Genomic DNA, 24,898 nt, shown 5'->3' with positions numbered 1-24,898 from the left:
CGAGTCCCACGATGGTCCCTTCGCGCGCCCCCCAGAATTGCCAAGCACCGAAGCTTGGGCTTTATTCGCCGCAACAAGAATTTCGCGCGTGGCGAATCCGTTGGGGCATGTTGCGATGGTCGACGCCGATCAACCCCGGCCCGCTGCCAAACCTGCCCGCTACAGCGCCGTGCGTCTGAACAGCCCGGAATGGTTCGCGCGCGTGGGCGAGGTGGCCCGCGTGATCGGCTCGGACCGCTTCCACCGGGAACTGGTGGAACTCGCCGGCGCCGCCATCAACCACGATGCCTGCTGGATCATCCGCTATTCGCGCGTGGCGCCGCCGGATGTGCTCTACACCAAGGACGTGGCGAGCGACGTGGTCGCCTACTACACCAACCTCTATTCGTCGGTGGACCCCTTCTCCGAATACTGGAGAAAGAACGGCAGTCCCGGCGTGCTGATGCTGAACGACGTGGGCTCGCCCGGCCGCTCGTGGGACATGTACCACAAGGTATTCCAGACGCTGGCCAGCATCTCGGACGAGCTGGGCATGTTCTTCTCCACCGTCGGCCATTGCTGCTTCGGCCTGTTCCTGGAACGGGAGACCGGGCGCTTCTCACCGACCGACATCGAGCGGGCGCGGCTGATCTTCCCCATGCTGGAGGGCTTCCACCGCTCCCACCTCGGCGCCCTGTTCAACGACCTGCGCAACCCGCGCGGGACGCAGGTGGAGGGCTTCATCACCCGCCCCACCCTCATCGAGGACCGCTTCGGCGTGGATGTCTTCGCCAATGACGCCTGGCGCGACGCCGTCCGGCGCGCGCCTGCCCTTGGCGACGCGGTGGAGGCCCTGCGCGTGGCGCCGGGCGGGACGATCCATGCGGCAGGCCCGCTGACCGTGAAGGTGGAGGTCTTCGACCGCGACTTCCCGCTCGCGCCGGGCGGACGCATGTATGTGCTCGATGCGCCGCAGCGCGGGGTCGAGGACGATCCCGACCGCCTGCTGGAGGACGCCCTCGGCATCTTCACGCCGCGCGAGCGCGAGATCCTGCTGCTTCTAATGAACGGGCAGACCACCGGCGAGATCGCCCAGAAGCTCAGCCTCAGCAAGGGCACCATCAAGAACTGCCGGCTGCGCATGTATCGCAAGACCGGCGTCGGCTCCGAGCGCGCGCTGGTCAAGCACGTGATGCAGTCCATCGGGGCGCGCTGAGGCCCCCGGGCCAGCTATTGCGACAGGGCGGCCGAGATGCGCTGGGCGGCGTCGAGCAGCACCGGCAGGAACTGGCTCCGCATCGCCTCGATGGAGGAGCGGCCCTCATGGGTGGAGACGTTGAGCGCCGCCAGCACCTCGCCGCGCCGGTTGCGCACGGGCACGGCGATGGAGCGCAGGCCGAGTTCCAGCTCCTGGTCCACCAGCGCCCAGCCCTGCCGGCGCGCATTCTCCACCGCCTCCTTCAGGGCCACCATGGTGGCGACCGTACGGGGCGTGCGCTTCTCGATCCGCACCCGGTCGTAGAAGACCGCGAGTTCGGCCGGCGGCAGGCCGGCGAGCAGCACCCGGCCCATGGAACTGCAGAAGGCCGGCAGGCGCGAGCCGATGGACAGGCCGATGGTCATCACCCGCGCCGTGGGCACGCGGGCCACATAGACGATGTCGTCCCCGTCCAGCACCGAGAGGGAGCAGGATTCCTGCAGCGTGTTCACCACGTCGCGCATGACCGGCTGCGCCACCTCCCACATGGGCAGCGAGGAGAGATAGGCGAAGCCCAGCTCCAGCACCTTGGGGCGCAAGGCGAAGAGCTTTCCGTCCGTCTCCGCATAGCCCTCGCGCACCAGAGTGAGCAGGAAGCGGCGGGCGGCGGCGCGGGTCAGGCCGGTGTGCTGGGCCACCTCGCTGAGCGTCATGCGGGGCTTGTACTGGCTGAAGGCGCGGATCACCTCGAGGCCGCGCACGAGGGACTGGACATAGTCCTTGTCCTCGCCCGCTCCGGCGCGCTCCAGCACCTCGCCCGTCGTCATGCGCCCTCCCCGCCGGCGGCGGTCGCTCCAGCCGGCGCATTATAGGGGGCGACGTTGGCCTGCCCAGCCGCCTTGTGTTCCGCCCCGCGGGCCGCCATCAGGCGCTCGTCGCGCCAGGCGACGCGCGCCTCCCAGTCCTCCAGCGGCAGCAGCGCCCGCCGCTCGGCCGTGGCGCGGGCGACGAGGGCCTCGCTCCAGCCTTCCGGCTGGCCGCGCTCGGCCCCCATCTGCCGGTAGCGCTCGCCCATGCGGCGGGCGTGCTCGGCGAGGCCGCCGCGATAGTTGAGATCCGACGTCTCGAACGGCCCGACGATGGACCAGCGGAGCCCCAGGCCGGACGTCATCACCCGGTCGATGTCGGCCACATCCGCGATGCCCTGCTCCAGCATCCAGTAGGCTTCGCGCAAGACGGCGCCCTGCAGGCGATTGTAGATGAAGCCGTTGACCTCGCGCTTCAGCACCACCGGCACCTGCCCGGCGCGCGCCATGAGCACGCGGGTGCGTTCGGCGGCGGCAGGATCGGTGAAGGGCGCCGGCACGATCTCGACGATGGGAAGCAGATGGGGCGGATTGGCCGGGTGGGCGACGAGGCAGCGCGCACGCCCGGGAAGATCCTCCGCGAATTCGGAGGCCGGCAGCGAGGAGGTGGAGCTGGCCAGCACCGCATCGGGCGGCGCCATCTCGTCCATCGCGCGGAACAGCTCCCTCTTCAGGTCGAGCCGTTCCGGCACGCTCTCCTGCACATGGATGGCGCCGTCGAGCGCATCGGCCAGGGTATCGACCACCCTCACCCGGGCCATCACCGCCCGTGGCGCTTCGTCGAGGAGACCATGGGCCGCGAGCGCGGCGAGGCGCTCGGCCACGGCGGGCAGCACCCCACGGCGCACATCCGCGGAGGCGTCGTGCACCCGCACATCGAGCCCCGACCGGGCGAACACGATGGCCCAGCCCACCCCCATGCTGCCGCCGCCCACCAAGGTGACGGGACCGCTCCGGCCTTCGGTCATGACGCGCCCCTTCCGTGCGTATACGACATCATTAGTTCGTAATGCGAACAAAATTGGAAGGCAAGCACGCTCGGCAGGCTCAAATCCGGAACGATCGGTGCGATCGCCGAGACGCCAGAGACCAGAACAGGAATCATTCAAAATCCAAGCCTTCGTTAGCAGGTGCAGCATGGAATCTGCTTGACGCTGGAGGCGCCCGCGCCGTACGAATTGCCGCATAAAAGTTCGCTATTCGCACAAATTCTGATCCGGATGCACGCCGTGGCGGAAGCCCTCATTCGCGATGACGCCCAGCTCCTGCCATCCGGCACTTCGGGTTCCTTTGGCCCGCCAAATCCCGTGGGAGCCCCGTCGCGCCTCGCCATCCGGACGCCCTGACCGGCGCGCCCTTTCACCCTCAGGAGGAAACATGAAAACCAAGGCCCTCGCGGCGCCCTTCGCAGCCGCGCTCCTCGCCAGTGCCATGATGGTCGCCCCCGCGGCCGCCCAGTATGCCGGCGGCGGCGTGAAGATCGGCGTGCTGACCGACATGTCGGGGGCCTATTCGGACCTCGCCGGCGCGGGCTCGGTGGAAGCCGCGAAGATGGCCATCGAGGACTTCGGCAAGCCCATCAACGGCAAGCCGGTGGAGCTGGTTTCCGCCGACCACCAGAACAAGGCGGACATCGCCTCCGCCACCGCCCGCAAGTGGTATGACACGCAGGACGTGGACGCCATCTTCGACATCAACGGCTCCGTGGCGGCGCTCGCGGTGCGCGAGGTGGCCAAGGAGAAGGGCAAGGTCGACATCAATTCCGGCGCGGCATCCATGTCGCTGACCAACAAGGCCTGCTCGCCCACCGGCCTGCACTGGACCTATGACGTCTATTCGCTGGCCGCCGGCACCGGCAACGCGCTGGTGAGCGAAGGCTTCAAGACCTGGTACTTCATCACCGCCGACTACACCTTCGGCCACGACCTGGAAAACCAGGTGGCCAAGATCGTGAAGGAGAAGGGCGGCACGGTGAAGGGCGCGGTGGCCCATCCGTTCGGCACCTCCGACGTCTCGTCCTATCTGCTCCAGGCGCAGGCCTCCGGCGCCAAGATCATCGCCATGGCGAACGCCGGCTCCGACACCATCAACACCATCAAGCAGGCGCGCGAATTCGGCATCACCCAGGGCGGCCAGACGCTCGCGGCGCTGCTGCTGTTCCTCACCGACATCCACTCGGTGGGCCTCGACGCCGCCCAGGGCATGGTGCTGACCACCGGCTTCTACTGGGACACGGACGAGAAGACCCGCGCCTTCTCCAAGCGCTTCGCCGAACGCATGAAGGGCAAGATGCCCACCATGGTGCATGCGGGCGTCTATTCCTCCGTGCTGCACTATCTGAAGGCCGCCGAGGCCGCCGGCACGGACGAGGGCGAGAAGGTGATCGCCAAGATGCGCGAGCTGCCCATCGACGACATGTTCGCCAAGAACGGCAAGATCCGTCCCGATGGCCGCATGGTCCACGACATGTATCTCGCCAAGGTGAAGTCCCCGAAGGAGTCCAAGGGCCCCTGGGACTATTATGAGATCGTCCGCGTGATCCCGGGCGACGAAGCCTTCCAGCCGCTCAGCGAGAGCACCTGCCCGCTGGTGAAGAAGTAAGTCTCGCGCGCGCCGGGCCGTCTCCTCCCCGGTTCCGGCGCGCCCTCGGGCGCCTGCGCGCACTTGCAGCGCGGGCGCCCGAGGTCTTTCCTCAGCTCCGTGCCGTCCAGAAGGCGAAGACCATGCTGTTCCATGTCGAGATGCAGGTGAACATTCCCCACGACTTTCCGGCCGAGAAGGCGGATGCCATCAAGGCGGCGGAAAAGGCCTATGCGCAGGATCTCCAGCGGCAGGGCAAGTGGGTGCACCTCTGGCGCATCGCCGGGCGCTACGCCAACGTCTCCATCTTCGACGTTGAGAGCGTGGACGAACTGCACACGCTCCTCTCCTCCCTCCCCCTCTTCCCCTTCATGGACATCAAGGTGACGCCGCTGGCGCGCCATCCCTCCGCCATCTGAAGCCGCGCCCGAAGGACCGCCGCATGCCCTACATGATCGAGACCTTCGACAAGCCCGGCACGCTGGATCTGCGCACGCAGGTGCGTGACACGCACCTCGCCTTCCTCGATGAGCACAAGCACCTGCTGCTCGCCTGCGGCGCCAAGCTGGACGACGACGGCAACGCCGCCGGCGGCGGGCTCTACGTGGTGGCGCTGGAGACGCGGGCGGAGGCGGAAGCCTTCATCGCATCGGACCCCTTCTTCACCGCCGGGCTGTTCGAGCGCGTCCAGATCCAGCGCTGGCGCAAGGCCTATGTGGACGGCGTCTGCTACCTGCCGGAGACGAAATGAGCCCGCGCACCCTCGTCACCGGCGGCGCAGGCGGCATCGGCCTCGCGGTGGTGCGGCAGGAGCTGGCCGCCGGCCGCGCCGTGGTGGTGCTGGACCGTGAGCCGCCCCCCGCCGACCTCGACGCCCGCTTCGTTCCCGTCAATCTCATGGACGAGGCGGCGACCGCCGCCGCCCTTGTGGAGGCCCTCGCGCACGGCCCCGTCACCCGCCTCGTGAACAACGTCGGCATGGTGCGGCCCGCCAGCCTCGACGACACCACCGGCGCGGATTTCGCCGCCGTCATGCGGCTCAATCTCGGCGTCGCCATCCAGGCCACGCAGGCCCTTCTCGCAGGCATGCGGGCGGCGCGCTTCGGGCGCATCGTCAACGTGTCGAGCCGCGCCGCCTATGGCAAGGAGCTGCGCACCGCCTATGCCGCCAGCAAGGCAGGGCTGCTCGGCGCCACCCGCACCTGGGCGCTGGAACTGGGCAAGGACGGCATCACCGTGAATGCGGTCGCGCCCGGCCCCATCGCGACCCCCCTCTTCACCGCCGCCAATCCGCCCGACGCGCCGCGCACCCGCGCCATCGTGGAGGCCATCCCCGTCGGCCGCATGGGCACGCCGAAGGATGTGGCGCAGGCGGTTTCGTTCTTCCTCTCGGACGAGGCCGGCTTTATCACCGGCCAGACGCTGCCGGTCTGCGGCGGCATCACGGTGGGCAAGGGCGCGGTCTGAGCGCAGCGGCAGCTTCGCTCCGGCGCCGCCCGGGCTTCACCCCAACGGAGACTTCCATGCCGTCCAATCCCCGCTGGGCCCGCCGGCCGGAAGGCTCCACCTGGGGCGATTTCGGCCCGGACGACGAGCTTGGCCGCCTCAACCTCATCACCCCGGACAAGGTGCGCGCCGCCGTGGCCGAGGTGAAGGAGGGCCGCACCTTCTGCCTCAGCCTGCCCCTCGACCGGCCCGGCGGCAACGTGCTGAACCCGCGCCGTGTCCCGCCCGTGCTGACGCCCACCGGCACCCCGGAGGCGCCGCGCTTCAACGCCACGCTCTGCGCGGAAGACGCCAGCCTCGTGGACGTGGTGAGCGACGACAAGGTGGAGATCTGCCTGCAATACTCCACCCAGTGGGACAGCTTCGCCCACGTGGGGGCGCTGTTCGACGTGAGCGGGGACGGCCGGCCCGAGCCGGTCTATTACAACGGCTTCCGCGCCGGCGCCGACATCGTGGGCCCGCGCGACGCCGAGGCGCGCGGCATTGCCTCCGGCGCGCACCGGCTGGGCATCCACAATGCCGCCGTCCACGGCGTGCAGGGCCGCGGCGTGCTGGTGGACCTGCTCTCCCTGTTCGGCCGGGAGCGCCACCTCGTCGGCTATGACGATCTCATGCGCGCCATGGACGCGCAGGCCGTGACGGTGGAAGAGGGAGACATCCTCTGCCTCTATACCGGCTTCACGCAGGTCGTCATGGAGATGAACGGCACCCCTGACGGCGCGGTCCTCGGCAAGAGCTGCGCCGCCCTCGACGGCCGCGACGCGCGCCTGCTGCAATGGATCTCCGACAGCCGCATCTCGGCCCTTGTTGCCGACAATTACGCGGTGGAGCATCTGCCGGCGAAGCGCCTCGCCGCCACGACCCAGGCGGCCATGCCGCTGCACCACCACTGCCTGTTCCGGCTCGGCGTGCCGCTGGGCGAATTGTGGTGGCTCGCCGATCTCGCCGCTGACCTGCGCGCCGCCGGGCGCAGCCGCTTCCTGCTCACCGCCCCTCCCCTGCGCCTGCCCGGCGCCGTGGGCTCTCCCGTCACCCCCATCGCCACCGTGTGATCTTCCACAGGAGACCCGGATGCCCTTTATCGCCGTCGACGGCCGCACCACCCATTACGCGCTCGAAGGGGCGGAGGGGGCGCCGGTCCTGCTGCTCGCCAATTCGCTCGGCACCAATTTCCTCGTGTGGGACGCGGTGATGCCGGCGCTTACCGCCCGCTTTCGCGTGCTGCGCTACGACATGCGCGGCCACGGCCTCTCCGACGCCGCACCGCTGCCCGACGAGAACACCGGCTATTCCATCGCCGCCCTCGCCGGAGATGCGCTGGGGCTGCTCGACGCGCTGGGCATCGAGAAGGCGCATGTCTGCGGCCTCTCCATCGGCGGCATGGTGGCCCAGCATCTGGCGGCCCATGCGCCGGCGCGGGTGGATCGGCTCGTTCTGTGCGACACCGCCATGCAGATCGGCCCCGCCTCGGTGTGGAACGATCGCCTCGCCGGCATCCGCCGCGACGGCCTCGCCGCCATCGCCCCCGGCGTGATGGCCCGCTGGTTCACCGATGGCTTCCGCGAGCGGGTACCTCACATCGTCCGCGGCTACGTCAACATGGTGGCCCGCACCACTTTGGAGGGCTACGTGGGCTGCGCCATGGCCGTGCGCGACGCCGACCTCACCGCCTCCGCCGGCACCATCTCCGCACCGACGCTGGTCGTGGTGGGCGACAAGGACCCCGCCACCTCCCCCGCCTCGGCCGAGGCCATGACGGCAGCGATCCCCGGCGCACGGCTGGAGGTGATCGCCGACGCCTCGCACATCCCCTGCGTGGAACAGCCGGAAGCGCTCTCCCGGCTGCTGATCGCGCATCTGGCGGGGTGAGCAAGGCTCCCCTGAACGGTCTTCCGGGCGCGCTTCGCAAAAGCGCGCCCGGCGGCGGCCTAAACGCGTCAGGGCCCCGTTTTGTCGCCCTTCGCGTCGGACTTGGGCCGGCTGACCGCCATTTGCTCCCTACGCCTACGCTGCGGCGAATGCGGGAGCCGGCGCGTTCGGACGGCGGCTCCCCGCGACATGGCCGAGGCGGGATGGTTCGCGGCACGGTGTGATAGCGTTCCCCAAACGTTCCGCGAGCTGTGGATGACGGGCATGGCGGTGATGAGCGCCCGACACATAAACGCTTAAATCACCAAGCTCGGTGCTTGTATCGGCCATACGGAAATCTAAGCGCAGCAACGCCCATTAGGAATTCGATAACCTCGGCATCTGCACCATATGTAGTAGCAAGCCGGGTTCGAAGGCCCCAAGTAGTGGCACACTGGGGTTTGACCCGCCTCGCGGACTCACACTAGCGTGTTTTTGCACGCTGCAAGTGTGCGTTTCCCGGCCGCTGCCGGAGATGAGGAGGTGAGGTTATTGCGCTGCACGTACCCTAAGTCCGTCGCCGTCCGCAACTACACGCGGTTCCGGTTCGGGAAATGGGAACATGTGTGTGCTCACTGTCGCGGGCTGCCTCGCCGCTAGCGACCAAGCAGCCCACTCAGTGCGACAGGAAAGGCCCGGTCTCGACAACTAGCCTTATGCCTGCCCCCGACGGCGCCGACGCAAGTTGGCGCCGTTTTCATATGGTGGCTTCCAGCGATCTAGCCACCGAAGTCGTTAATGAACCGTAGCGCAGCCGAACCGAGTCCCCAAGCGAGGAGAGACTCGTTGTGCATCACAATTTCCAACACCTCACAGAAAAAACGGCGCAGCGAGCTACGGACGATGGCCCCGCCAGAATCTTACGAACTGCTACGCTCGCAAAAGCTTAAGCCATTGATTTTATTGAAAAAATTCAGATTGGCTGGGGGACCTGGATTCGAACCAGGATTAACGGAGTCAGAGTCCGCGGTTCTACCGTTGAACTATCCCCCAACACCCGGCCGGCGCAGGAGCGGGGCGGGTGGGTCTGCCGAGGCAGGTGGGCTCTATACGCAATTCGATCGCCGGGTTCAACTCCCGTTTCGCGCCATTCACAGGCCCGTTTCTGTCGGGCCTATCCGGGGTGGGACGACACCCCTGCGACCGGCCGGCTCCGTGGTATACGACATACGCAATGGTGCCATGCACAATCCGCTATATTGCATCGCACGCGAATGGCCTATCTTGCCTTCATCAAATGGAGGCGAAAATGGTCACGATCACTGCACATGCTCCCCGCGGAACCGGCTTCTTCGGTCGCATCGGCAATGCGGTGTGCGACTTCCTCGACGCCGTCGCCGAAGCCCGCGCCATGTCGGAGCGCTATGAGTACCTCTCGCGCCGCTCCAACAGCGAGCTCGCCGAGATGGGCCTCGACCGTCAGCGCATCACCCAGGCCGTTGCCCGCGGCTTCTGAGAATTCCTGAAGGCCCGACCGCGCGGTTTCGCGGCGGCCGGTCTCAAGTTCCTGTCTTCCGCGTTTCCTCCCAGTGCCCTCCACCCGCTGCCGCAAGGCAGCGGGTTTTCTTTTGCTCACTCCACCTTCACCGTCACGCTGTCGCTGCGGCCATCCGCATCGATGACCGTGAGGCGGGCGAAGCCGCGGCCGGGCGGGGTCCAGAACAAAGTGCGGCGATCCTCCACCCGCGCCACCGGGCGGCCGTCCATGAGCAGGGTCAGGGGGAAGGTGCCGCCGTCCACCTTGAGGGCCAGCGTCTCCGCCCCCTCGGCCGCGACGCGCGCGCCGTCGGGGGGATAGACCACCTCCAGCGCCTGCTCCTGACGCGCCCGGCCGAAATGCCGCTGGGGCGGGGGCAGCCTTGCGTTGCCGGCCATCACCGCCCCCCGCGGGGCGGCCGCGAGGCTCGCGGGGGTGCGGACGATGCGGGCGAAGGCGTCGAACAGCAAAGGCGCCGCCGCCGCGCGGCCGGTGAGGTCCGGCACCGCCTGCCCGTCCGGCCGGCCGACCCAGACGCCCACCGTGCGCCGCCCGTCGAAGCCCACCGCCCAGCTGTCGCGATAGCCGTAGGATGTGCCGGTCTTGAAGGCGATGCGCCCGCCCAACGCATTCTCCGGCGCCGGTGTGCCGAGCAGGCACTGGCCCACATACCAGGCGGCCACCTCGTCCACGAGCCGGGCCTTGCGCGGCGCCGCCACCGCCCCGTCGCCGCGACGGAAGACCGGGGCATGGGCCTCCCCGCCCCGCGCCAGCGCGGCATAGAGGGTGGTAAGGTCGATGAGGCGGATGCCCACGCCGCCGAGCCCCATGGGCAGGGCAGGCGCGGCGCCGGGAGGTAGCTCCAGCCGCCCGCCCGCCTGCTGCATACGGCTGGCGAGGCGCTGTGGCCCCACCGCCTCCAAGAGCCGTACCGCCGGCACGTTCAGCGACATCTGGAGCGCCTTGCGCACGGAGAGGGTGCCCTGAAAGGTGCGGTCGAAATTCTCCGGCCGCCACGCGCCGAAACGGGCGGGCCGATCCTCGATCAATGTCTCGGGGTGGGCGATGCCGTCCTCGAAGGCGAGGGCATAGATGAAGGGCTTCAGCGTGGAGCCCGGCGAGCGCACGGCGCGGGCGAGGTCCACGGCGCCGGCGCGGTCCTTGTCGAAATAGTCGGCGGCCGCCACATAGGCGCGCACCTCGGCACTGTCATTGTCCATCACCACGATGGCGGCGGAGAGCCCGCGCCCCAGCGTGCGGGTGCGCTCGCGCACCAGTTCCTGCAGCCGCTCCTGCAGGGGGGCATCGAGGGTGGTGAGGTGGCGGGGAAGGTCCGGCCGCTCGGCCGCCATCTCCTCGGAGAGGTGCGGCGCGATCTGCGGCAACGGCCGGCGGGCCGTGGGCACGGCCTCCGCCTTGGCGACGCGCACCTCGTCCGGCGCGATGATCCCCTGCGCGGCGAGGCGGTCCAGCACGCGGTCGCGGGCCGCCTTGGCGCGAGCGGGATAGCGGTCCGGCCGGCGCGTCTCGGGCGATTGCGGCAGCGCCACCAGCAGCGCCGCCTCGCCCAAAGTGAGCCGGCGGGGCTCCTTGCCGAGATAGGTGAGGGAGGCCGCGCGCACCCCCTCGATGTTGCCGCCATAGGGCGCGAGGGTGAGATAGAGCGAGAGGATCTCGTCCTTGGAGAGCCGCGCCTCCAGCTCCAGCGCGCGGCGCATCTGGGCGAGCTTGGCGCCCATCGTGCGGGCGCGCGGCGGCAAGGTGAGCCGCGCCACCTGCATGGTCAGCGTCGAGCCGCCGGAGACGACCCGTAGGGACCCGGCCGCCTGCCCGGCCGCGCGCAGCAAGGCGAGGGAATCGATGCCCATGTGGTCGCGGAAGCGCCGGTCCTCATAGGCGAGGATCATGGCGACGAGGCGCGGGTCCACGTCCGTTGCCGACGCCGCCAGCCGCCACCGCCCGTCCGGCAAGGCGAAGGGGCGCAGCAGGCGGCCCTCCTTGTCCACCACCTCGGCCGAGACCTTGGGCTCGGGCGGCGGCGGCGCATCGGCGCGGATCACCGCAAGCCCCGCCACGCCGGCCCCGAGCGCCAGCACGAGGCCGAGCCCCGCCGCGCCCGCCATCCAGCGCCAGCGGCGCGAGAAAGCGGAAGGCGGGACAGGAGGCGGGAGGGGCGCGGGCATCTCGCTCATCGGGCGGGCGCGACCTCCATGCTGCCGGCCGCCGTGCGGGCGAAGCGGTCGGGGCGATACATGTCTTCCACCATGGCCGGCGGATGGGCATAGCGGCCGGGCGACACCGCCCGCACCGTGTAGGCGACCACGAAGGGCTCGTCGCCCTCCTGTCGCGTCACCGAGGCGACGAAGCGGTCGTCGCGGAACTCCACATGGCCGGCCTCGCTGGTCTCGTCGAGCCAGGTGAAGCCGCCGTCGCCGCCCTTGATGAGGTTGGGGTTCTCGATTTCGAAGCCCGCCGGCAGGAAGTCCACCAGCAGTACGTCGGCGAGCGCGCTCTTCTCCTCGGAGAAGGTGAGCACCACCGCGAAGCGCTGGTTCTGCACCGCCTTGGTGGGGTCCGCCGGCTTGCCATCGAGGGTGAAATACTTGCGGTCCAGCGAGAAGCCCTTGGCAATGGCCGGCTCGGGAGCGACCGGCGCGCCGTTGACGCCGATCACCACCTTCACCGCCTCGGTGCCGGCATTGCGCAGCGTGAGCGGCCCGCGCTCCAGATCGGCGCGCGAGAGCTTGCTGCCGAACGGGCCGCGCACGAGCCCGCCATCCACCTCCAGCGTCATGTTGGCGGCGCTGGCGGCGAGCGTTCGGGCGGCCAGCAGCATCCACGCATTTTCCTGCGTGGAGGTGCGCTCCGTGCGCACCCGCGCCGCATCCACGCGGGCGAGCGCCACGGCGGCCACCTTGTCCAGCCCCGCCTCGCGGGCGAGCACGGTCAAAGCGGCGGCGTCGCGCAGCACCGAGCCGAAATCGGAACGGCCGATCTCCGGCGCGGTGGCGCTGGCGGGGATACCCTCCAGCGCCACGTTGAACGCCCGTTCCGCACGGGTGCGATCGCCGAGCAGCGCGAGGGCCGCGCCCACCTGCCCGCGGGCCAGCGGCGAAGAGAGATCCTTCAGCCGCGTGTCGGCGATGTAGCGCAGGTCGCCCAAAGGCGCGCGGCCGTTGCGGGCCAGCACGTAGAGGGCATAGGCGAGGCCCTCGCTGGCGGATCGCATGTCGGCCCCCGCGAGGTTCACCGTGTTGCGCAGCCGGTCGAGGGCCAGCGAAAAGGCCTGATCGGGAACGGTGAAGCCCTTCTCCTTCGCGCGGGTGAGGAAATCCACCACATAGGCGTCGAGCCAGGTGTCGCTGCCACCCGCCGACCACAGGCCGAACGAGCCGTCCGACCCCTGCCGCGAGAACACGCGGACGATGGCGTCGCGGATGCGCTGGTCGGCCTCCGGGTCTTTCGCCCGGCCCACGAGCACCGAGAGGTCGTTGTAGGAGAGCAGCGGCAGGGCGCGGCTCGTCACCTGCTCGGTGCAGCCATAGGGGTAGCGGTCCAGCGCCGCCAGCAGCGCCGGTACGTCGATGGCGCTGGAGGGCGACACGCTCACCGCCACGCTGCCGGTGCCCGGCAGCAGATCGGCGAGGAGATCGCGCGACACGCTGATGCTCTCGCCGGGGGCGAGGTTGCGCACGGTGCGCCGCTCGATGTCCGGATAGGCCGGGCGCACCTGCATCTGGAACGAGCGGGTGATGTCGATGCCCTGCCCCGTCAGCCGCGCGGTGAGGGTGGCGGGGCCGACGCCCCGGCCCTCCAGCGCGAGGCGCACGGACTGGCGCTGCTTCTGGGCCAGCGTGATGGGCGGCACCGCGCCGGTGACGGCAGCGGCGCCGGTGGCCGTCACATCCAGCCGATACTCGCCCGCCGGGCCTTCCACATTGGTCAGGTCCAGATTGACGCTGGAACGGTCGCCGGAGGCGAGAAAGCGCGGCAAGGTGGCGAGCATCACCACCTTGTCGCGCACCACCACATCGGCCGAAGCGTGGCCGAGCCGGTTCTGGCTCCAGGCGATGGCCATCACGCGGAGCGTGCCGTCGAAGGCGGGCACGGGGAAGGAGACGGTGGCGGTGCCGTCCGCCCCGACGTCCACGAGGCCTGAGAACAGCGCCACGGGCGGGCCCTGCGGCGGGCTCGCCATCATCGCCGTCTCGCTGCCGTCGCCGCCGGAGCGCAGCCGGCCGGCAGCGCCCTGCATGCCGTCGATGAGCGCGCCGTAGAAGTCGCGGATCTCGGCGGCGAGCCGGCGCTGGCCGAACACCACATTGTCCGGCGCGGGCGGCTTGTAGCCGGTGAGGTTGAGGATGCCCACATCCACCGCCGCCACCGTCACATAGGCTTTCTCACCGGGCGGGAGATTCGACACCTTCACCGGGATGGCGAGCGTGGTGTTGGGGCGCATGTCGGAAGGCGGGGAGAGCTCCACCTTCAGGGTGCGCGCCTCCTTGTCCACCGAGAACCACGAGAGCCCCATGGCGCGGCCAGGCATGCGGCTCGCCTGAACATCCAGCGGGCGGTGGAGGAAGGCCACCACATAGGCCCCCGGCCCCCAGCCGCCCTCCACCTTGAAGCTGACCTTGGCGGCGCCCGGCTGCACCTGCAGCACCTTTGAGGCGCGCACGCCGTCATTCACCACCATCACCGTGGCGGTGCCGGCGGTGCGCGCGGTGAGGGTGGCTTCCAGCGTGTCGCCGGCGGCGTAGGCGGGCTTGTCGAGGGTCAGTTCCAGACGGTCCGGCGTGTCGGCATTGCCGTCGCCGCCGAAACCGGCCTCGAAGGTGAGGGAGGTGAGCGGCAGGCCGTCGCCGGTGAGGTCGAGGCGGTAGCGGCCGTATTGGGTGGGCACGGAGAGGCGGGCCGGGCCATCGGCGGTGGTGGCGATCACGCCTTCGCCGACGCGGGTCACGGTCTTCACCGGCTCGTAGTCCCACGAGCCGCTCACGCGGTACCACTGGTAGCGCGTCTCGATGCGCGAGAGCTTCCAGGTGAGGCCGGGCGAGGCGAGCAGCTTGTCGTCCACGCCCGCCACCACCACGTCGAAATTCGCCGTCTCGCCCTCGCGGACGCGATCGGCGAACAGCGGCTTCACGCCGATCTGGCTGCCGGCCGGCGCGAGCGGGAGCACGATGGTGCGCTGGACGGCGCGGCCGCCGGCCTCCACGAGCCGCACGAAGGCTTCCATCTCCAGCGGCCGGGCGGTCTTGGGCAGCTGGCCCGCCAGCAGGCGGATCGTGGCGCGGCCACGGGCGTCGGTGACGGGGGCGTCGGCCGTGGGCTGGCGCTCGGCCAGCACCTCGTCCTGCGCATTGCCGAAGGCATAGCCGGCGAAGCCGGGCCGGTTGGCGGCGGCGCGCAGCTCGGTCTCCGCCTCCACGTCGAGGCCGGAGGCGGGGGCGCCGAACAGGAAGCGGCCGTCCACCAGCACCTCCACCGCCTTGTCACGCGGCAGGCGCGGCGTGCGGGCCGTGAGGTCGAACTCCACCCGATCAGGGACGTAATCCTCGACCAGGAACGTCACCTCGCCGATGGGGGGGGCCTTCAGGTCGGTGAACGCCTTGGCCCGCCAGGTGCCGGTCATGGCGCCCTTGAGGATGGGCAGATCGAGCGTGCGCCCGCCCGCGCCCTGGTCCTGCACCACCACGCGGCGGTCGGCGACGCCGTCCGGGCGCACCAGTTGCACGGTGAGGGGCACGTTGGGCGCCGCATTGCCCGCCGCGTCGCGCAGCAGGACGGTGACATGCACCGTCTCGCCGGAGCGGTAGACGCCGCGCTCGGTGGCGAGGAAGGCATCCAGCGCGCCCGGCGCCTCGCGGCCAGAGACGCCCCGGTCGGTGAGGTCGAAGGCATTCTCCTTCATGGAGAGGAAGGCGTAGTCGCCATTGGCGGCGCGCGCCGTCACCACCTCCGGCCCCATGCCGGCGGGGCCGCGCGAGAGGCCGGCATCGAAGCGGGCATAGCCGTTGGCGTCGGTCTTCGCCGTGCCCAGCACCTCATTCGAACGCGCAACAAGGGTAACGTCCGCCCCGGCCACCGGCTCGGCGCTGCCCAGCGCGCGCACCAGCACATGCACGCCGTCCGGGCCGGCCAAGGCGGTCATGCCGAGGTCGGAGACGATGAACCACTGGGTGGCGAGGCTGCCGTAATCGTCGTCGCCGGAGGTCTCGCGCGGCTCGGCGGTCATGGCGTAGACGCCGGCCTCCAGCTTGCCCACCGCCTCGTTGACGGGGATGGCCGTGACCACATCGGCATTCAGCGCGCCGTCCACCTCCAGCGTGCCGGAGAACACCTCGATGCCGGCGCCCTCGGCGAGACGCTCGCGCACATAGCCGTCGAGGCCCTGGCGGAACTCGCCCTGGATGGCGGTGGGCACGAGGCCCCGGTCGCCGATGCGCAGCACCTTGATCTTCAGCTCGCGCGAATTGACCGAGGTGACGGGGATGCCCTTCTGCCCGGTGCGCGGCAGCACATAGTTGCGGCCGGAGAAATGAGCCGAGGGCTGGCGATCCCGCACATAGATGGAAAGCTCGGTGGCCTTCTTCAGCTTCTCGCCATTGGCCGAGGGCACGCCGGGCCGCACCGCGATGGTGTAGCGGGAGCCGTGCTTGAGGCCCTCCACGCAGATCTGCCGCGCCTCGCCGGTGATGGCGGGCTTGTCCATGCCGCCCACCTGCACGAAGGCGGAAAAGTCGGTGCCCGGCGCGATATCGTCGGAGAATTGCACGCAGGCGCGGGGCGTCACCACGTCGGACTCGACGGAATAGTCCACCAGCCGGAAGCCGTGCTCGTCCTTCAGCTTGTCATAGAAGGCGCGGTCGGCGGGGGTGTCGCGCAGGTCGAGCGCCAGCTTCATGGTGTCGATGGCCGGCTGCCACAGGCGCCGGTCGGCATAGACATGGCCGATGAAGGAGAGCGCCTCGCCCTCCTCCACCCGCGTCGTGGCGCGGCGGTAGGCGATGAAGGCGGCAGCCAGCGCATTGTCGATGAAGGTGGAGGCGTCCTCGTCGTCGGTGGGCTTGATGGCGGCGAGGGAGCGGGCGAGGCGCATCCAGATGCCCGGGTCCTGCGCCTGCGCCAGCGCGAGGCCGGCGTAAAGCTCGGCGGCGACGCGGGCGTCATTGCGCTGGAAGGCCTGGGCGGCGTCGCGCCGGGCCTTGTCCAGCGGACCGCTCGGGGCGGTGGCCTCGCGGCGCAGCAGCCGCTCATAGCGCCGGGCGCCGGCGATCAGATCCTGCCGCTGGAACGTCTTCTGGCTCGCCGCGCGGGGCGGCAGCGGGGTCGCCGGCTGGGCCGGCGCGGGCTGGGCGGCGGGCGTTTGGGGCCGGGCCTGCTGGGCGAAGGCGGGCGCGAGGGCCGAAACGGGCGATAGGGTCACGCCGGCCGTCAGGGCGACGGCAAGACCAAGGCGCGCGCCCATAGGACGGAAGCTGAGGAGACGACGGCGAAGGTCCATGGACCGCTCCCTCGGTGCGCAGCACCGTTGCGGGAGGCGAGGCGTGCGACGCGGCGGGATGGCTCCACAGAGCGGCCCCTGCCCGCAGATCGTTCGACCGGCCCCCTCACGAGAAATGACCGACCGGTGCCCGTCGTCCCCATTCCGGAACGACGTGGCCCGCCCCCGCACCGCCATCTATGCGCAAGGAGGGCCGCTCGCCAAGAGGGACGTTTGCGGAACGTCAGTTATTCGCTGTGCGGATGTTCCCCGGACAAGCGACGGCGAACGCCGGAGCGCAGATCCGGGATCCAGCGCAGATCGGTGTGAACATCCCTATCGAGCGTCATGCCCGGCCTTGTGCCGGGTATCCACGTGGAGTGGCCGGGAATACATCTCTGGACAGGGACTCGATCGGCCCGACGTGGATGGCCGGGACGAGCCCGGCCATGACAGCCTGTGAAGGGGGAGCCATGGCGGGAGAGGAGGTCCATGCGGCGGCAACCGCTTGAAGCCGTCGCGCAGGCGTCGCAGAATCGGGCAACTGCGGGGCGCAGCGTTCCGTGCGCGAGGGGGCGTGATCCATGGTGTCGTTGAGATTTTCCGCCGGCCTGCGGCCGTTCGCGCGTGCCGCTGTCCTCGCCGCGGGTCTTCTCTGCGCCGGCCTCGCGCACCCCGCCTTCGCGCAGGCGGTCGATCCCCTCCCCTCCTGGAATGCGGGGGCGACCAAGACCGGCATTCTTGATTTCGTGAAGGCCGTCACCACCCCCGGCGGGCCGGATTTCGTGCCCCCCGCCGACCGCATCGCCACCTTCGACCAGGACGGCACGCTCTGGGTGGAGCAGCCGGTCTATACCGAGGTCGCCTTCGCCGCCGCCCGCGTGCGCGCGATGGCGCAGGCCAATCCGGCGCTGAAGACCGAGGAGCCGTTTCGCACGGCCATTTCCGGCGACGAGAAGGCCAGCGAAGAGGCCCTGGGCAAGCTCTCCTCCGGCGATTTCATGAAAATCATCATGCTCACGCTGGAATCCCTCACGGTGGAGGAGCTGCGCGCCGCGGCGCAGGACTGGATGGCCACCGCCCGCAATCCGGTGCTCAACCGCCCGCACACCGAGCTCACCTACCAGCCCATGCAGGAGGTGCTGCAGCTGCTGCGGGCCAACGGCTTCCGCACCTATATCGTCACCGGCGGCGGGCAGGATTTCGTGCGCGCCTTTTCCGAGAAGCTCTATGGCATCCCGCCCGAGCAGGTGGTGGGCACGCCGGACGCGGTACGCTTCGGCTACGACGCCGCGGGCCGCCCGGTGCTGCGGCTGGAGCCTGCCGTTCTGTTCGAGGACGTGAACGGCGGCAAGCCGGAGGGCATCCACCTCGTCATCGGCAAGCGCCCCATTGCCGCCTTCGGCAATTCCACCGGCGACCGGCAGATGCTGGAATATACCAAGGCCGGCAAGGGCCTGCGCTTCGCGGCCCTGGTGCTGCACGACGACGGCAAGCGCGAATTCGCCTATGGCCCGGCGCAGGGCCTGCCATACTCCGAGGTCGGCACCTTCACGCAGAAGCTCTATGACGAGGCGAAGGCGCGCGGCTGGTACGTCATCTCCATGAAGGACGACTGGAAGAAGGTGTTCGCCTTCGAGCCGTAAGGGTCCTTCGCGGCCCCGTTGCGTCCTCCTCCATTTTGGGGATGCGGCGCCCGGAGCTTCCGTGGACGATGGCGACGCGCTCAACCGAGACCTCCCGGAAAGCGCCGGCCGGGCCGCCGCTTCCCCGCAGGCGCCCGGCCGGATTTTTATCCGGATACCGCCGAGCGCCCATTCGGCACCTCCCTGGTGGCGACTTTTCCCGCTGCGCCGGACAGACACGCGACTGTCACCGCCGTCCGCTTGATTTGCATCATGGAAGGCAGGACGCTGCCGGCCGACAGGTTGGGGCGAGCATCCGTCCGGAGGCCCTGCCCCCTGGCCGGCCCGGACGGCGGCACGAGGGAGAGCGCACATGACCGCTCATTTGGCCGCAGCGGCGGCCCAGGACGCCCAGCACAATCGACATGCCAAGTATGATCGCCTGATCTCGGCAGCCCAGGCGCTGCCGAAGCTCAAGGTGGCGGTGGCCCACCCCTGCGACGACGTTTCGCTCCGCGCCGCGCTGGAGGCGGCGGACCTCGGGCTCATCGAGCCCATCCTCGTCGGCCCCCCGGCCAAGATCGCGGCTGCGGCCGCCGCCGGCCAGCTCGACATTTCCGGCGTGCGGCAGGTGGCCGCGGCGCACAGCCACGAGGCGGCGGAGAAGGCGGTGGCGCTGGTGCGCTGCGGCGAGGCCGACGCCTTGATGAAGGGCAGCCTTCACACCGACGAGCTGATGAGCGCGGTGGTCGCCCGCGACACCGGCCTGCGCACCGCGCGGCGGATCAGCCATTGCTTCGTCATGGACGTGCCGAGCCATCCGGACGCGCTCATCATCACGGATGCCGCCATCAACATCGCCCCCTCGCTGGAGGACAAGGCGCACATCGTCCAGAACGCCATCGAGCTGGCGCAGGCGCTCTCCTTCCCCGAGGTGCGGGTGGCCATTCTCTCGGCCATGGAGACGGTGAACCCCGCCGTGCCCTCCACCATCGAGGCGGCGGCCCTGTGCAAGATGGCCGATCGCGGCCAGATCACCGGCGCCATCGTGGACGGGCCGCTGGCGCTGGACAATGCCATCGACCTCGGTTCGGCGGCCATCAAGCACATCTCCTCGCCCGTGGCGGGGCGGGCCAACGTGCTTGTCGTGCCGGACCTTGAAGCCGGCAACATGCTGGCCAAAAGCCTCTCCTTCCTCGCCGGGGCCGATGCGGCCGGCATCGTGGTGGGCGCCCGGGTGCCCATCATCCTCACCAGCCGGGCGGATTCCGCGCCGACGCGCCTCGCCTCCTGCGCGGTGGCGGCGCTGCTCGCCGCCGCCCAGCAGGCCACGGCCCGCGCGGCGGCCAAGGCGCTGGAGGTCTGACCATGGCGCGCGTGCATCTTGTCCTCAATGCCGGCTCCTCCAGCCTCAAGTTCCAGGTGTTCCTGGACGACGGGGCGGACGTGCCCAATCGCATCTATCGCGGCCTGTTCGAGGGGCTGGGCACCGATCCGCACTTCAAGGTGAAGGACCACGGCGGCGCCACCGTCGGCGACCAGCGCTGGGACGGCCACGCGGCCTTCGGTTTCGAGGAGGCGCTGGCCTATCTCTCCGACTGGCTCGGCGCCCACCGGGGCGGGCACCAACTGGCGGCCGTGGGCCACCGCGTGGTGCATGGCGGCCCGCACTACACCCATGCGGTGGAGCTGACGCCCGCCATCATCAACGAGCTGGACACCCTCTCCCCGCTCGCGCCTCTGCACCAGCCGAAGAGCCTTGAGCCCATCCGCATCATCGCCCGCCGCGTGCCGGGCCTGCCGCAGGTGGCGGCGTTCGACACCGCCTTCCACCGCACCCAGCCGGAACTGGCGCAGATGTTCGCCATTCCCCAGTCCATGACCGACGCGGGGGTGAAGCGCTACGGCTTCCATGGCCTCTCCTACGCCTATCTCGCCACCCAGTTCCCGAAGGTGGAGCCGCGCCTCGCCAAGGGGCGGGTGGTGGCGGCGCATCTCGGCAACGGGGCGAGCCTGTGCGCCTATGACGCCGCGCGCTCCATCGCCACCACCATGGGCTTCTCCGCCCTCGACGGGCTGGTGATGGGCACGCGCAGCGGCACCATCGATCCCGGCGTGGTCTTCTATCTCCAGCGCGAGATGGGCATGAGCGCGGAGGAGGCGGAGCTTTTCCTCTACACCAAGTGCGGCCTCGTCGGCGTCTCCGGCCTCTCCAACGACATGCGCGTGCTGCGCGAGCGCTGCGAGACGGATGCGGGGGCGCGGCGGGCCATCGATCTGTTTGTCTACCGCATCAACCGCGAGTTCGGTTCGCTGGTGGCGGCGCTGCGGGGCATCGACGCCCTCGTCTTCACCGCCGGCATCGGCGAGAACGATGCCGAGACCCGCGCCGAGGTGCTCCGCGCCGTGGCCTGGGCCGGCTTCGAGCTGGACCCGGAAGCCAACCGCGCCGGCGCCACCCGCATCACCAAGGGCACCGGCCCGCAGGCCTATGTGATCCCCACCGACGAGGAATGGACCATCGTCCGCGAGATGCGGCAGGTCCTCTCCCACACCCAGGTTCCTTCGGCCTGAGGAGGCCTCCATGCATCCGCTCGACATGATGAACGTCTACGGCCGGGTGGCGGAGATCTACCGCCTGCGCATCGGCGAGGCGGTCTCGGCCTATGGCGCGGCCATGCGTGAAGCCGCCTCCGCCTTCGCCGGGGCGGGCCGCCCCCAGACGCCGGCGCAGGCGTGGCGCGACAGCGTCTCCTACGCCTTCGACGCCGCCCAGCGCTCGCTGATTTTCTGGGACACCATGCGCCAGCGCGGCAACAACTGGATCGCGCATGAGAAGGCCGGCAAGCCGCCGCTGCTCGCCTTCGATTACGAGATGGTAGCCGACGCCCGCACCTTCGCGCGGCCCTGCAACTACGCCCTCGTGCGCATCCTGCCGCCGGACGGCGTGACGCTCGATCCCGAGCAGCGCGCCTTCCTCATCATCGATCCGCGCGCCGGGCACGGGCCGGGCATCGGCGGCTTCAAGAAGGATTCCGAGGTCGGCTTCGCCCTGAAGGCGGGACACGCCGTCTACATGGTCATCTTCTTCCCCGAGCCGGTGCCGGGGCAGACGCTGGCGGACGTGTCGCTGGCGGAATCCGAATTCGTGCGCATCGTGCGCGATCGCCACCCCACCCGCGAGCGGCCGGTGGTGATGGGCAATTGCCAGGGCGGCTGGGCCGCCATGCTGGTGGCGGCTCTGGACCCGGACAATGTGGGCCCCATCGTGGTGAACGGCGCGCCCATGTCCTACTGGGCCGGCAACGATGCCGAGAACCCCATGCGCTATGCCGGCGGCGTGCTCGGCGGGGCCTGGACCGCATCGCTCGCCTCGGACCTCGGCGGCGGCGTCTTCGACGGCGCCTATCTCGTGGACAATTTCGAGTATCTGAACCCGGCCAACACCTATTTCACCAAATACTATTCGCTCTATTCCAAGATCGACACCGAGCCCGCGCGCTTCCTGGAATTCGAGCGCTGGTGGGGCGGCTACTTCCTGATGAACCGGGAAGAGATCAAGTGGATCGTGGAAAACCTGTTCGTCGGCAACAGGCTGGCCGCCGGCAAGGCGGAATGGGCGCCGGGCAAGACCTTCGACCTCAAGGCCGTGCGCTCGCCCATCATCGTCTTCGCCTCGCTGGGCGACAACATCACCCCGCCCCAGCAGGCCATCAACTGGGTGGCGGACCTCTACCCCACCACCCAGGCGCTGAAGGATGCCGGGCAGGTCATCGTCGGCCTCATGCACGAGAGCGTGGGCCATCTCGGCATCTTCGTCTCCGGCGCCATCGCCCGGCGCGAGCATGCGCAGATCGTGGACCTGCTCGATTATGTGGAGGCGCTGCCCCCCGGCCTCTACGGCATGACCATCGAGGAGGACCGCTCCGGTCCCGAGGTGAAGTATGACGTGACCCTCACCGAGCGCCGGGTGGAGGATCTCGCGGTTCTTCAGAAGTACGACCGCAACGACGAGATCCCGTTCGAGGTGGTGGCCAACGTCTCCCAGACCAATTCGCGGCTGTACGAAACCTTCGTCCATCCCGCGCTCGCCGCCGTGGTGACGCCGGAGATGGGGCGCGTCACGCGGGCGGTGCATCCGCTGCGCGCGGTGCGCTGGGGCCTGTCCGATCTCAATCCGTGGCTCAAGGCCATGGCGCCGCTGGCCGATTTCGCCCGCAGCCAGCGCACGCCGCGCGACGAAAAGGGCGTGCATGTGGCCGGCGAGCATTTCGCCGCCACCGCCATCACCGCCGGTCTGGACCTCTACCGCCGCCTGCGCGACGCGACGGTGGAGACCGAATTCTTCCGCCTCTACGGCACCTTCGCCATGCTGGACCCGGACCTCACCGCGCCGGCCACCGCCGCCGCTCTGGTGGAGCAGCCGCCGGCGGAAGTGGCGGCCGCGCTCGCCGCCATCCGCGAGGGCGGCTTCACCGATGCCGGCGTGCGCGTGGCGCTCATCGGCTTCAAGCGGGGCGGCAACGAGCGCCGGCTGTCCACCCTGAAGCAGATCCGCGAACTGGTGGGCTACGAGCTGGGGCTCCTGGCCATGCCCTCCGATGTGGCCCAGGCCATCATCCGCCGCCAGTCCATCATCGTGGACCGCAATGAGGCGGAGGCCATCGCCACCCTGCCCGCGCTGCTGAAGACGCCGCAGGAGCGCTCGCGCCTGCTGGCCCTGCTCGACCGGCTTCTGTCCAACATGGACATCGCCCCCGAAGCCGCCTCGGTGGTCGAAGAGGTGCGCCGGGTACTGGCGGCGGCCGATGCCGCGCCGGGCGTGGCCCCGGCCTTGCCGCAGGGTGCGGGCGCACAGGTGGTGCCCTTCCCGCTCAGCGTGGCCTGAAGCTTCGGCACAGCCGGCGGCCGGCTGGCGCCAAAAGGCAATTGGCCCGCCGCGCCGCCTGTGCCAAGCGCTGGAGCGAGACGGGTACGTTGCCGGCCCCGACCGCGGTGCTAGTGTGCGTGCAAGCGTGGCGCTGCCGGGTCGCGGAACGGCGGTGCGAAACAAGTTGCGGAGGTCGGGGCGGCACCGCCATGCGGCATTGCCCGGCCGATCAGGGGGAAGAGCCATGGGCATCGTCGCTCGTCGGAAGCCGGCGCGTTGGGAAACCGTTCGTCCGACCGTGTGGGCTGCCGCCCCGCTGCTCGGCGCCCTGCTCCTCGGCGCCTTGCCGATCGGCGCGCGCCCCGCCCTCGCCCAGCAAGGCCCGATCCCCGTGGGTGTGGTGGCCGCCGAGCTGAAGCCCATCGCCGATGCCATGGAATTCGTCGGCCGCGTGGAGGCCCCCGAGCGGGTGGACATCCGCGCCCGCGTCAAGGCCATGCTGGAGGCCGTGCTCTTCAAGGACGGCGAGAGCGTGAAGGAGGGCCAGCCCCTCTACCGCATCGAGAAGGCGCCCTTCGAGGCCGACGTGCAGCAGGCGCAGGGTGACGTGGAACGGGCGAAGGCCGCCCTCGCCCTCGCCAAGATCCAGCGCGAGCGCGCCGAGGAACTGCTCGCCAAGAATGCCGGCACGGTGGTGGCCCGCGACCAGGCGATCGCCAACGAGGATTCGTCCAAGGGCGCGCTGCTCACCGCCGAGGCGGCGCTGAATACCGCCAAGATCAATCTCGGCTATACCGACATCGTCTCCCCCATCACCGGCCGCATCGGCCGCACCGCCTTCACCCGCGGCCACATCATCGGTCCGGACAGCGGCCCGCTCGCCACCGTGGTGAGCCAGAACCCCATGTACGTCACCTTCCCCGTCAGCCAGCGCGACTATCAGGAAGCGCAGAAGGAAGAGGGCAAGGCCGACCTCTCCAATGTGGAAGTCCGCATCAAGTTTCCCGATGGCAGCTTCTATGGCGAGGTGGGGCGCATCAACTTCATCGACGTGTCGGTGAGCCGCACCACCGACACCATCGTCATGCGCGCAGACGTGCCCAACCCCAAGGGCCAGCTGACGGACGGCCAATTGGTGCGGGTGGAGCTGAAGTCCGGCAAGCCGGAGGAACGCATCGTCATCCCGCAGGCGGCGCTCATCGCCGATCAGGCCGGCGTCTACGTCTTCGTGGTGGAGGACGGCAAGGCGGTGGTGCGGCGGGTGAAGCCGGGCGGCAACGTGGGCGCCGGCATCGTGGTGGAGGGGATCAAGGCCGGCGAGCCTGTGGTGGTCGAAGGCTTCGAGGCGCTCAGGCCCGGCGCCGCCGTGCGCGCCACCCCCGTCGTCGGCGTGAAGGGCTGAG

Annotated in this window: 17 protein-coding genes and 1 tRNA gene; 13 read left to right on the top strand and 5 right to left on the bottom strand. The window is 69.9% G+C overall.

Annotated features, from left to right (window positions below):
* Positions 1-115: 115 nt before the first annotated feature.
* Complete coding sequence (locus tag A37E_RS0114410; RefSeq protein WP_029557240.1) at positions 116-1,195, top strand: helix-turn-helix transcriptional regulator; 1,080 nt, start codon at positions 116-118, stop codon at positions 1,193-1,195.
* 14 nt (positions 1,196-1,209) lie between these two features.
* Here the strand turns inward: A37E_RS0114410 and A37E_RS0114405 are convergent, their stop codons facing one another.
* Positions 1,210-2,004 (bottom strand): IclR family transcriptional regulator, encoded by a 795-nt coding sequence (locus A37E_RS0114405; RefSeq protein WP_051679036.1) that lies wholly within the window; start codon positions 2,002-2,004, stop codon positions 1,210-1,212.
* Complete coding sequence (locus A37E_RS0114400) at positions 2,001-3,011, bottom strand: 3-hydroxyacyl-CoA dehydrogenase (protein ID WP_081837597.1); 1,011 nt, start codon at positions 3,009-3,011, stop codon at positions 2,001-2,003. The genes A37E_RS0114405 and A37E_RS0114400 overlap by 4 nt, the downstream gene beginning before the upstream one ends.
* 409 nt (positions 3,012-3,420) lie before the next feature.
* Between A37E_RS0114400 and A37E_RS0114395 the strand changes: the two genes are divergently transcribed.
* From A37E_RS0114395 to pcaD, 6 genes are all read left to right on the top strand, one after another.
* Positions 3,421-4,644, top strand: coding sequence for an ABC transporter substrate-binding protein (locus A37E_RS0114395; protein WP_029557237.1), 1,224 nt, complete (start codon positions 3,421-3,423; stop codon positions 4,642-4,644).
* Positions 4,645-4,766: 122 nt separating this feature from the next.
* The gene (gene catC / locus A37E_RS0114390; RefSeq protein ID WP_024277638.1) at positions 4,767-5,042 is read left to right on the top strand and encodes a muconolactone Delta-isomerase; all 276 of its coding nucleotides are present in this window, start codon (positions 4,767-4,769) and stop codon (positions 5,040-5,042) included.
* A 23-nt stretch (positions 5,043-5,065) separates the two neighbouring features.
* On the top strand, positions 5,066-5,374 hold the full coding sequence (locus A37E_RS0114385) for a YciI family protein (RefSeq protein WP_029557236.1): 309 nt from the start codon (positions 5,066-5,068) through the stop codon (positions 5,372-5,374).
* On the top strand, positions 5,371-6,090 hold the full coding sequence (locus A37E_RS0114380; protein WP_029557235.1) for an SDR family oxidoreductase: 720 nt from the start codon (positions 5,371-5,373) through the stop codon (positions 6,088-6,090). The genes A37E_RS0114385 and A37E_RS0114380 overlap by 4 nt, the downstream gene beginning before the upstream one ends.
* A gap of 56 nt (positions 6,091-6,146) precedes the next feature.
* Positions 6,147-7,181, top strand: coding sequence for a cyclase family protein (locus A37E_RS0114375; protein ID WP_029557234.1), 1,035 nt, complete (start codon positions 6,147-6,149; stop codon positions 7,179-7,181).
* Between the two features lie 19 nt (positions 7,182-7,200).
* Positions 7,201-7,998, top strand: coding sequence for a 3-oxoadipate enol-lactonase (gene pcaD, locus A37E_RS0114370; protein ID WP_029557233.1), 798 nt, complete (start codon positions 7,201-7,203; stop codon positions 7,996-7,998).
* Between the two features lie 958 nt (positions 7,999-8,956).
* On the opposite strand, the gene A37E_RS0114360 is transcribed toward pcaD, so the two are convergent.
* Positions 8,957-9,030: transfer RNA gene (locus A37E_RS0114360), tRNA-Gln, on the bottom strand.
* Positions 9,031-9,286: 256 nt separating this feature from the next.
* On the opposite strand from A37E_RS0114360, the gene A37E_RS0114355 reads away from it, so the two are divergent.
* On the top strand, positions 9,287-9,493 hold the full coding sequence (locus tag A37E_RS0114355; protein ID WP_029557232.1) for a hypothetical protein: 207 nt from the start codon (positions 9,287-9,289) through the stop codon (positions 9,491-9,493).
* Between the two features lie 116 nt (positions 9,494-9,609).
* Here A37E_RS0114355 and pbpC read toward each other — a convergent pair whose 3' ends face one another.
* A complete protein-coding gene (pbpC, locus tag A37E_RS0114350) occupies positions 9,610-11,697 on the bottom strand; it encodes a penicillin-binding protein 1C (RefSeq protein WP_029557231.1) in 2,088 nt (695 codons plus the stop codon).
* Positions 11,698-11,702: 5 nt separating this feature from the next.
* Entirely contained in the window at positions 11,703-17,021 is a 5,319-nt protein-coding gene (locus tag A37E_RS0114345) for an alpha-2-macroglobulin (protein WP_081837596.1), read from the bottom strand.
* Between the two features lie 563 nt (positions 17,022-17,584).
* On the opposite strand from A37E_RS0114345, the gene A37E_RS0114340 reads away from it, so the two are divergent.
* The 5 genes from A37E_RS0114340 to A37E_RS0114320 all read left to right on the top strand — a co-directional run bounded on the left by A37E_RS0114340 (position 17,585) and on the right by A37E_RS0114320 (position 24,897).
* On the top strand, positions 17,585-18,646 hold the full coding sequence (locus A37E_RS0114340; protein ID WP_029557229.1) for an HAD family hydrolase: 1,062 nt from the start codon (positions 17,585-17,587) through the stop codon (positions 18,644-18,646).
* 352 nt (positions 18,647-18,998) lie between these two features.
* Positions 18,999-19,991: a phosphate acetyltransferase gene (locus A37E_RS0114335; RefSeq protein ID WP_197022978.1), complete on the top strand. Its 993-nt coding sequence runs from the start codon at positions 18,999-19,001 to the stop codon at positions 19,989-19,991.
* A gap of 2 nt (positions 19,992-19,993) precedes the next feature.
* A complete protein-coding gene (locus tag A37E_RS0114330; RefSeq protein ID WP_029557227.1) occupies positions 19,994-21,199 on the top strand; it encodes an acetate/propionate family kinase in 1,206 nt (401 codons plus the stop codon).
* A gap of 10 nt (positions 21,200-21,209) precedes the next feature.
* The gene (locus A37E_RS0114325; RefSeq protein WP_051679035.1) at positions 21,210-23,513 is read left to right on the top strand and encodes a DUF3141 domain-containing protein; all 2,304 of its coding nucleotides are present in this window, start codon (positions 21,210-21,212) and stop codon (positions 23,511-23,513) included.
* A 280-nt stretch (positions 23,514-23,793) separates the two neighbouring features.
* Positions 23,794-24,897, top strand: a complete 1,104-nt coding sequence (locus A37E_RS0114320; RefSeq protein ID WP_029557225.1) for an efflux RND transporter periplasmic adaptor subunit — start codon at positions 23,794-23,796, stop codon at positions 24,895-24,897.
* Position 24,898 lies beyond the last annotated feature (1 nt).

The organism is Xanthobacter sp. 91 (assembly GCF_000702385.1).
GTDB classification, from domain to species: Bacteria; Pseudomonadota; Alphaproteobacteria; order Rhizobiales; family Xanthobacteraceae; genus Xanthobacter; species Xanthobacter aminoxidans.
This window is presented reverse-complemented; position numbering and strand designations above follow the sequence as displayed.

Bases quoted from the DNA above. Each gene is read 5' to 3' on its own strand.
- A37E_RS0114325 (WP_051679035.1), top strand. From the start codon at position 21,210: ATGCATCCGCTCGACATGATGAACGTCTACGGCCGGGTGGCGGAGATC.
- A37E_RS0114400 (WP_081837597.1), bottom strand. From the start codon at position 3,011: ATGACCGAAGGCCGGAGCGGTCCCGTCACCTTGGTGGGCGGCGGCAGC.
- A37E_RS0114340 (WP_029557229.1), top strand. From the start codon at position 17,585: ATGGTGTCGTTGAGATTTTCCGCCGGCCTGCGGCCGTTCGCGCGTGCC.
- A37E_RS0114345 (WP_081837596.1), bottom strand. From the start codon at position 17,021: ATGGACCTTCGCCGTCGTCTCCTCAGCTTCCGTCCTATGGGCGCGCGC.
- A37E_RS0114410 (WP_029557240.1), top strand. From the start codon at position 116: ATGGTCGACGCCGATCAACCCCGGCCCGCTGCCAAACCTGCCCGCTAC.
- A37E_RS0114335 (WP_197022978.1), top strand. From the start codon at position 18,999: ATGACCGCTCATTTGGCCGCAGCGGCGGCCCAGGACGCCCAGCACAAT.
- A37E_RS0114330 (WP_029557227.1), top strand. From the start codon at position 19,994: ATGGCGCGCGTGCATCTTGTCCTCAATGCCGGCTCCTCCAGCCTCAAG.
- A37E_RS0114395 (WP_029557237.1), top strand. From the start codon at position 3,421: ATGAAAACCAAGGCCCTCGCGGCGCCCTTCGCAGCCGCGCTCCTCGCC.
- A37E_RS0114375 (WP_029557234.1), top strand. From the start codon at position 6,147: ATGCCGTCCAATCCCCGCTGGGCCCGCCGGCCGGAAGGCTCCACCTGG.
- A37E_RS0114385 (WP_029557236.1), top strand. From the start codon at position 5,066: ATGCCCTACATGATCGAGACCTTCGACAAGCCCGGCACGCTGGATCTG.
- A37E_RS0114380 (WP_029557235.1), top strand. From the start codon at position 5,371: ATGAGCCCGCGCACCCTCGTCACCGGCGGCGCAGGCGGCATCGGCCTC.
- A37E_RS0114405 (WP_051679036.1), bottom strand. From the start codon at position 2,004: ATGACGACGGGCGAGGTGCTGGAGCGCGCCGGAGCGGGCGAGGACAAG.
- pcaD (WP_029557233.1), top strand. From the start codon at position 7,201: ATGCCCTTTATCGCCGTCGACGGCCGCACCACCCATTACGCGCTCGAA.
- pbpC (WP_029557231.1), bottom strand. From the start codon at position 11,697: ATGCCCGCGCCCCTCCCGCCTCCTGTCCCGCCTTCCGCTTTCTCGCGC.
- catC (WP_024277638.1), top strand. From the start codon at position 4,767: ATGCTGTTCCATGTCGAGATGCAGGTGAACATTCCCCACGACTTTCCG.
- A37E_RS0114355 (WP_029557232.1), top strand. From the start codon at position 9,287: ATGGTCACGATCACTGCACATGCTCCCCGCGGAACCGGCTTCTTCGGT.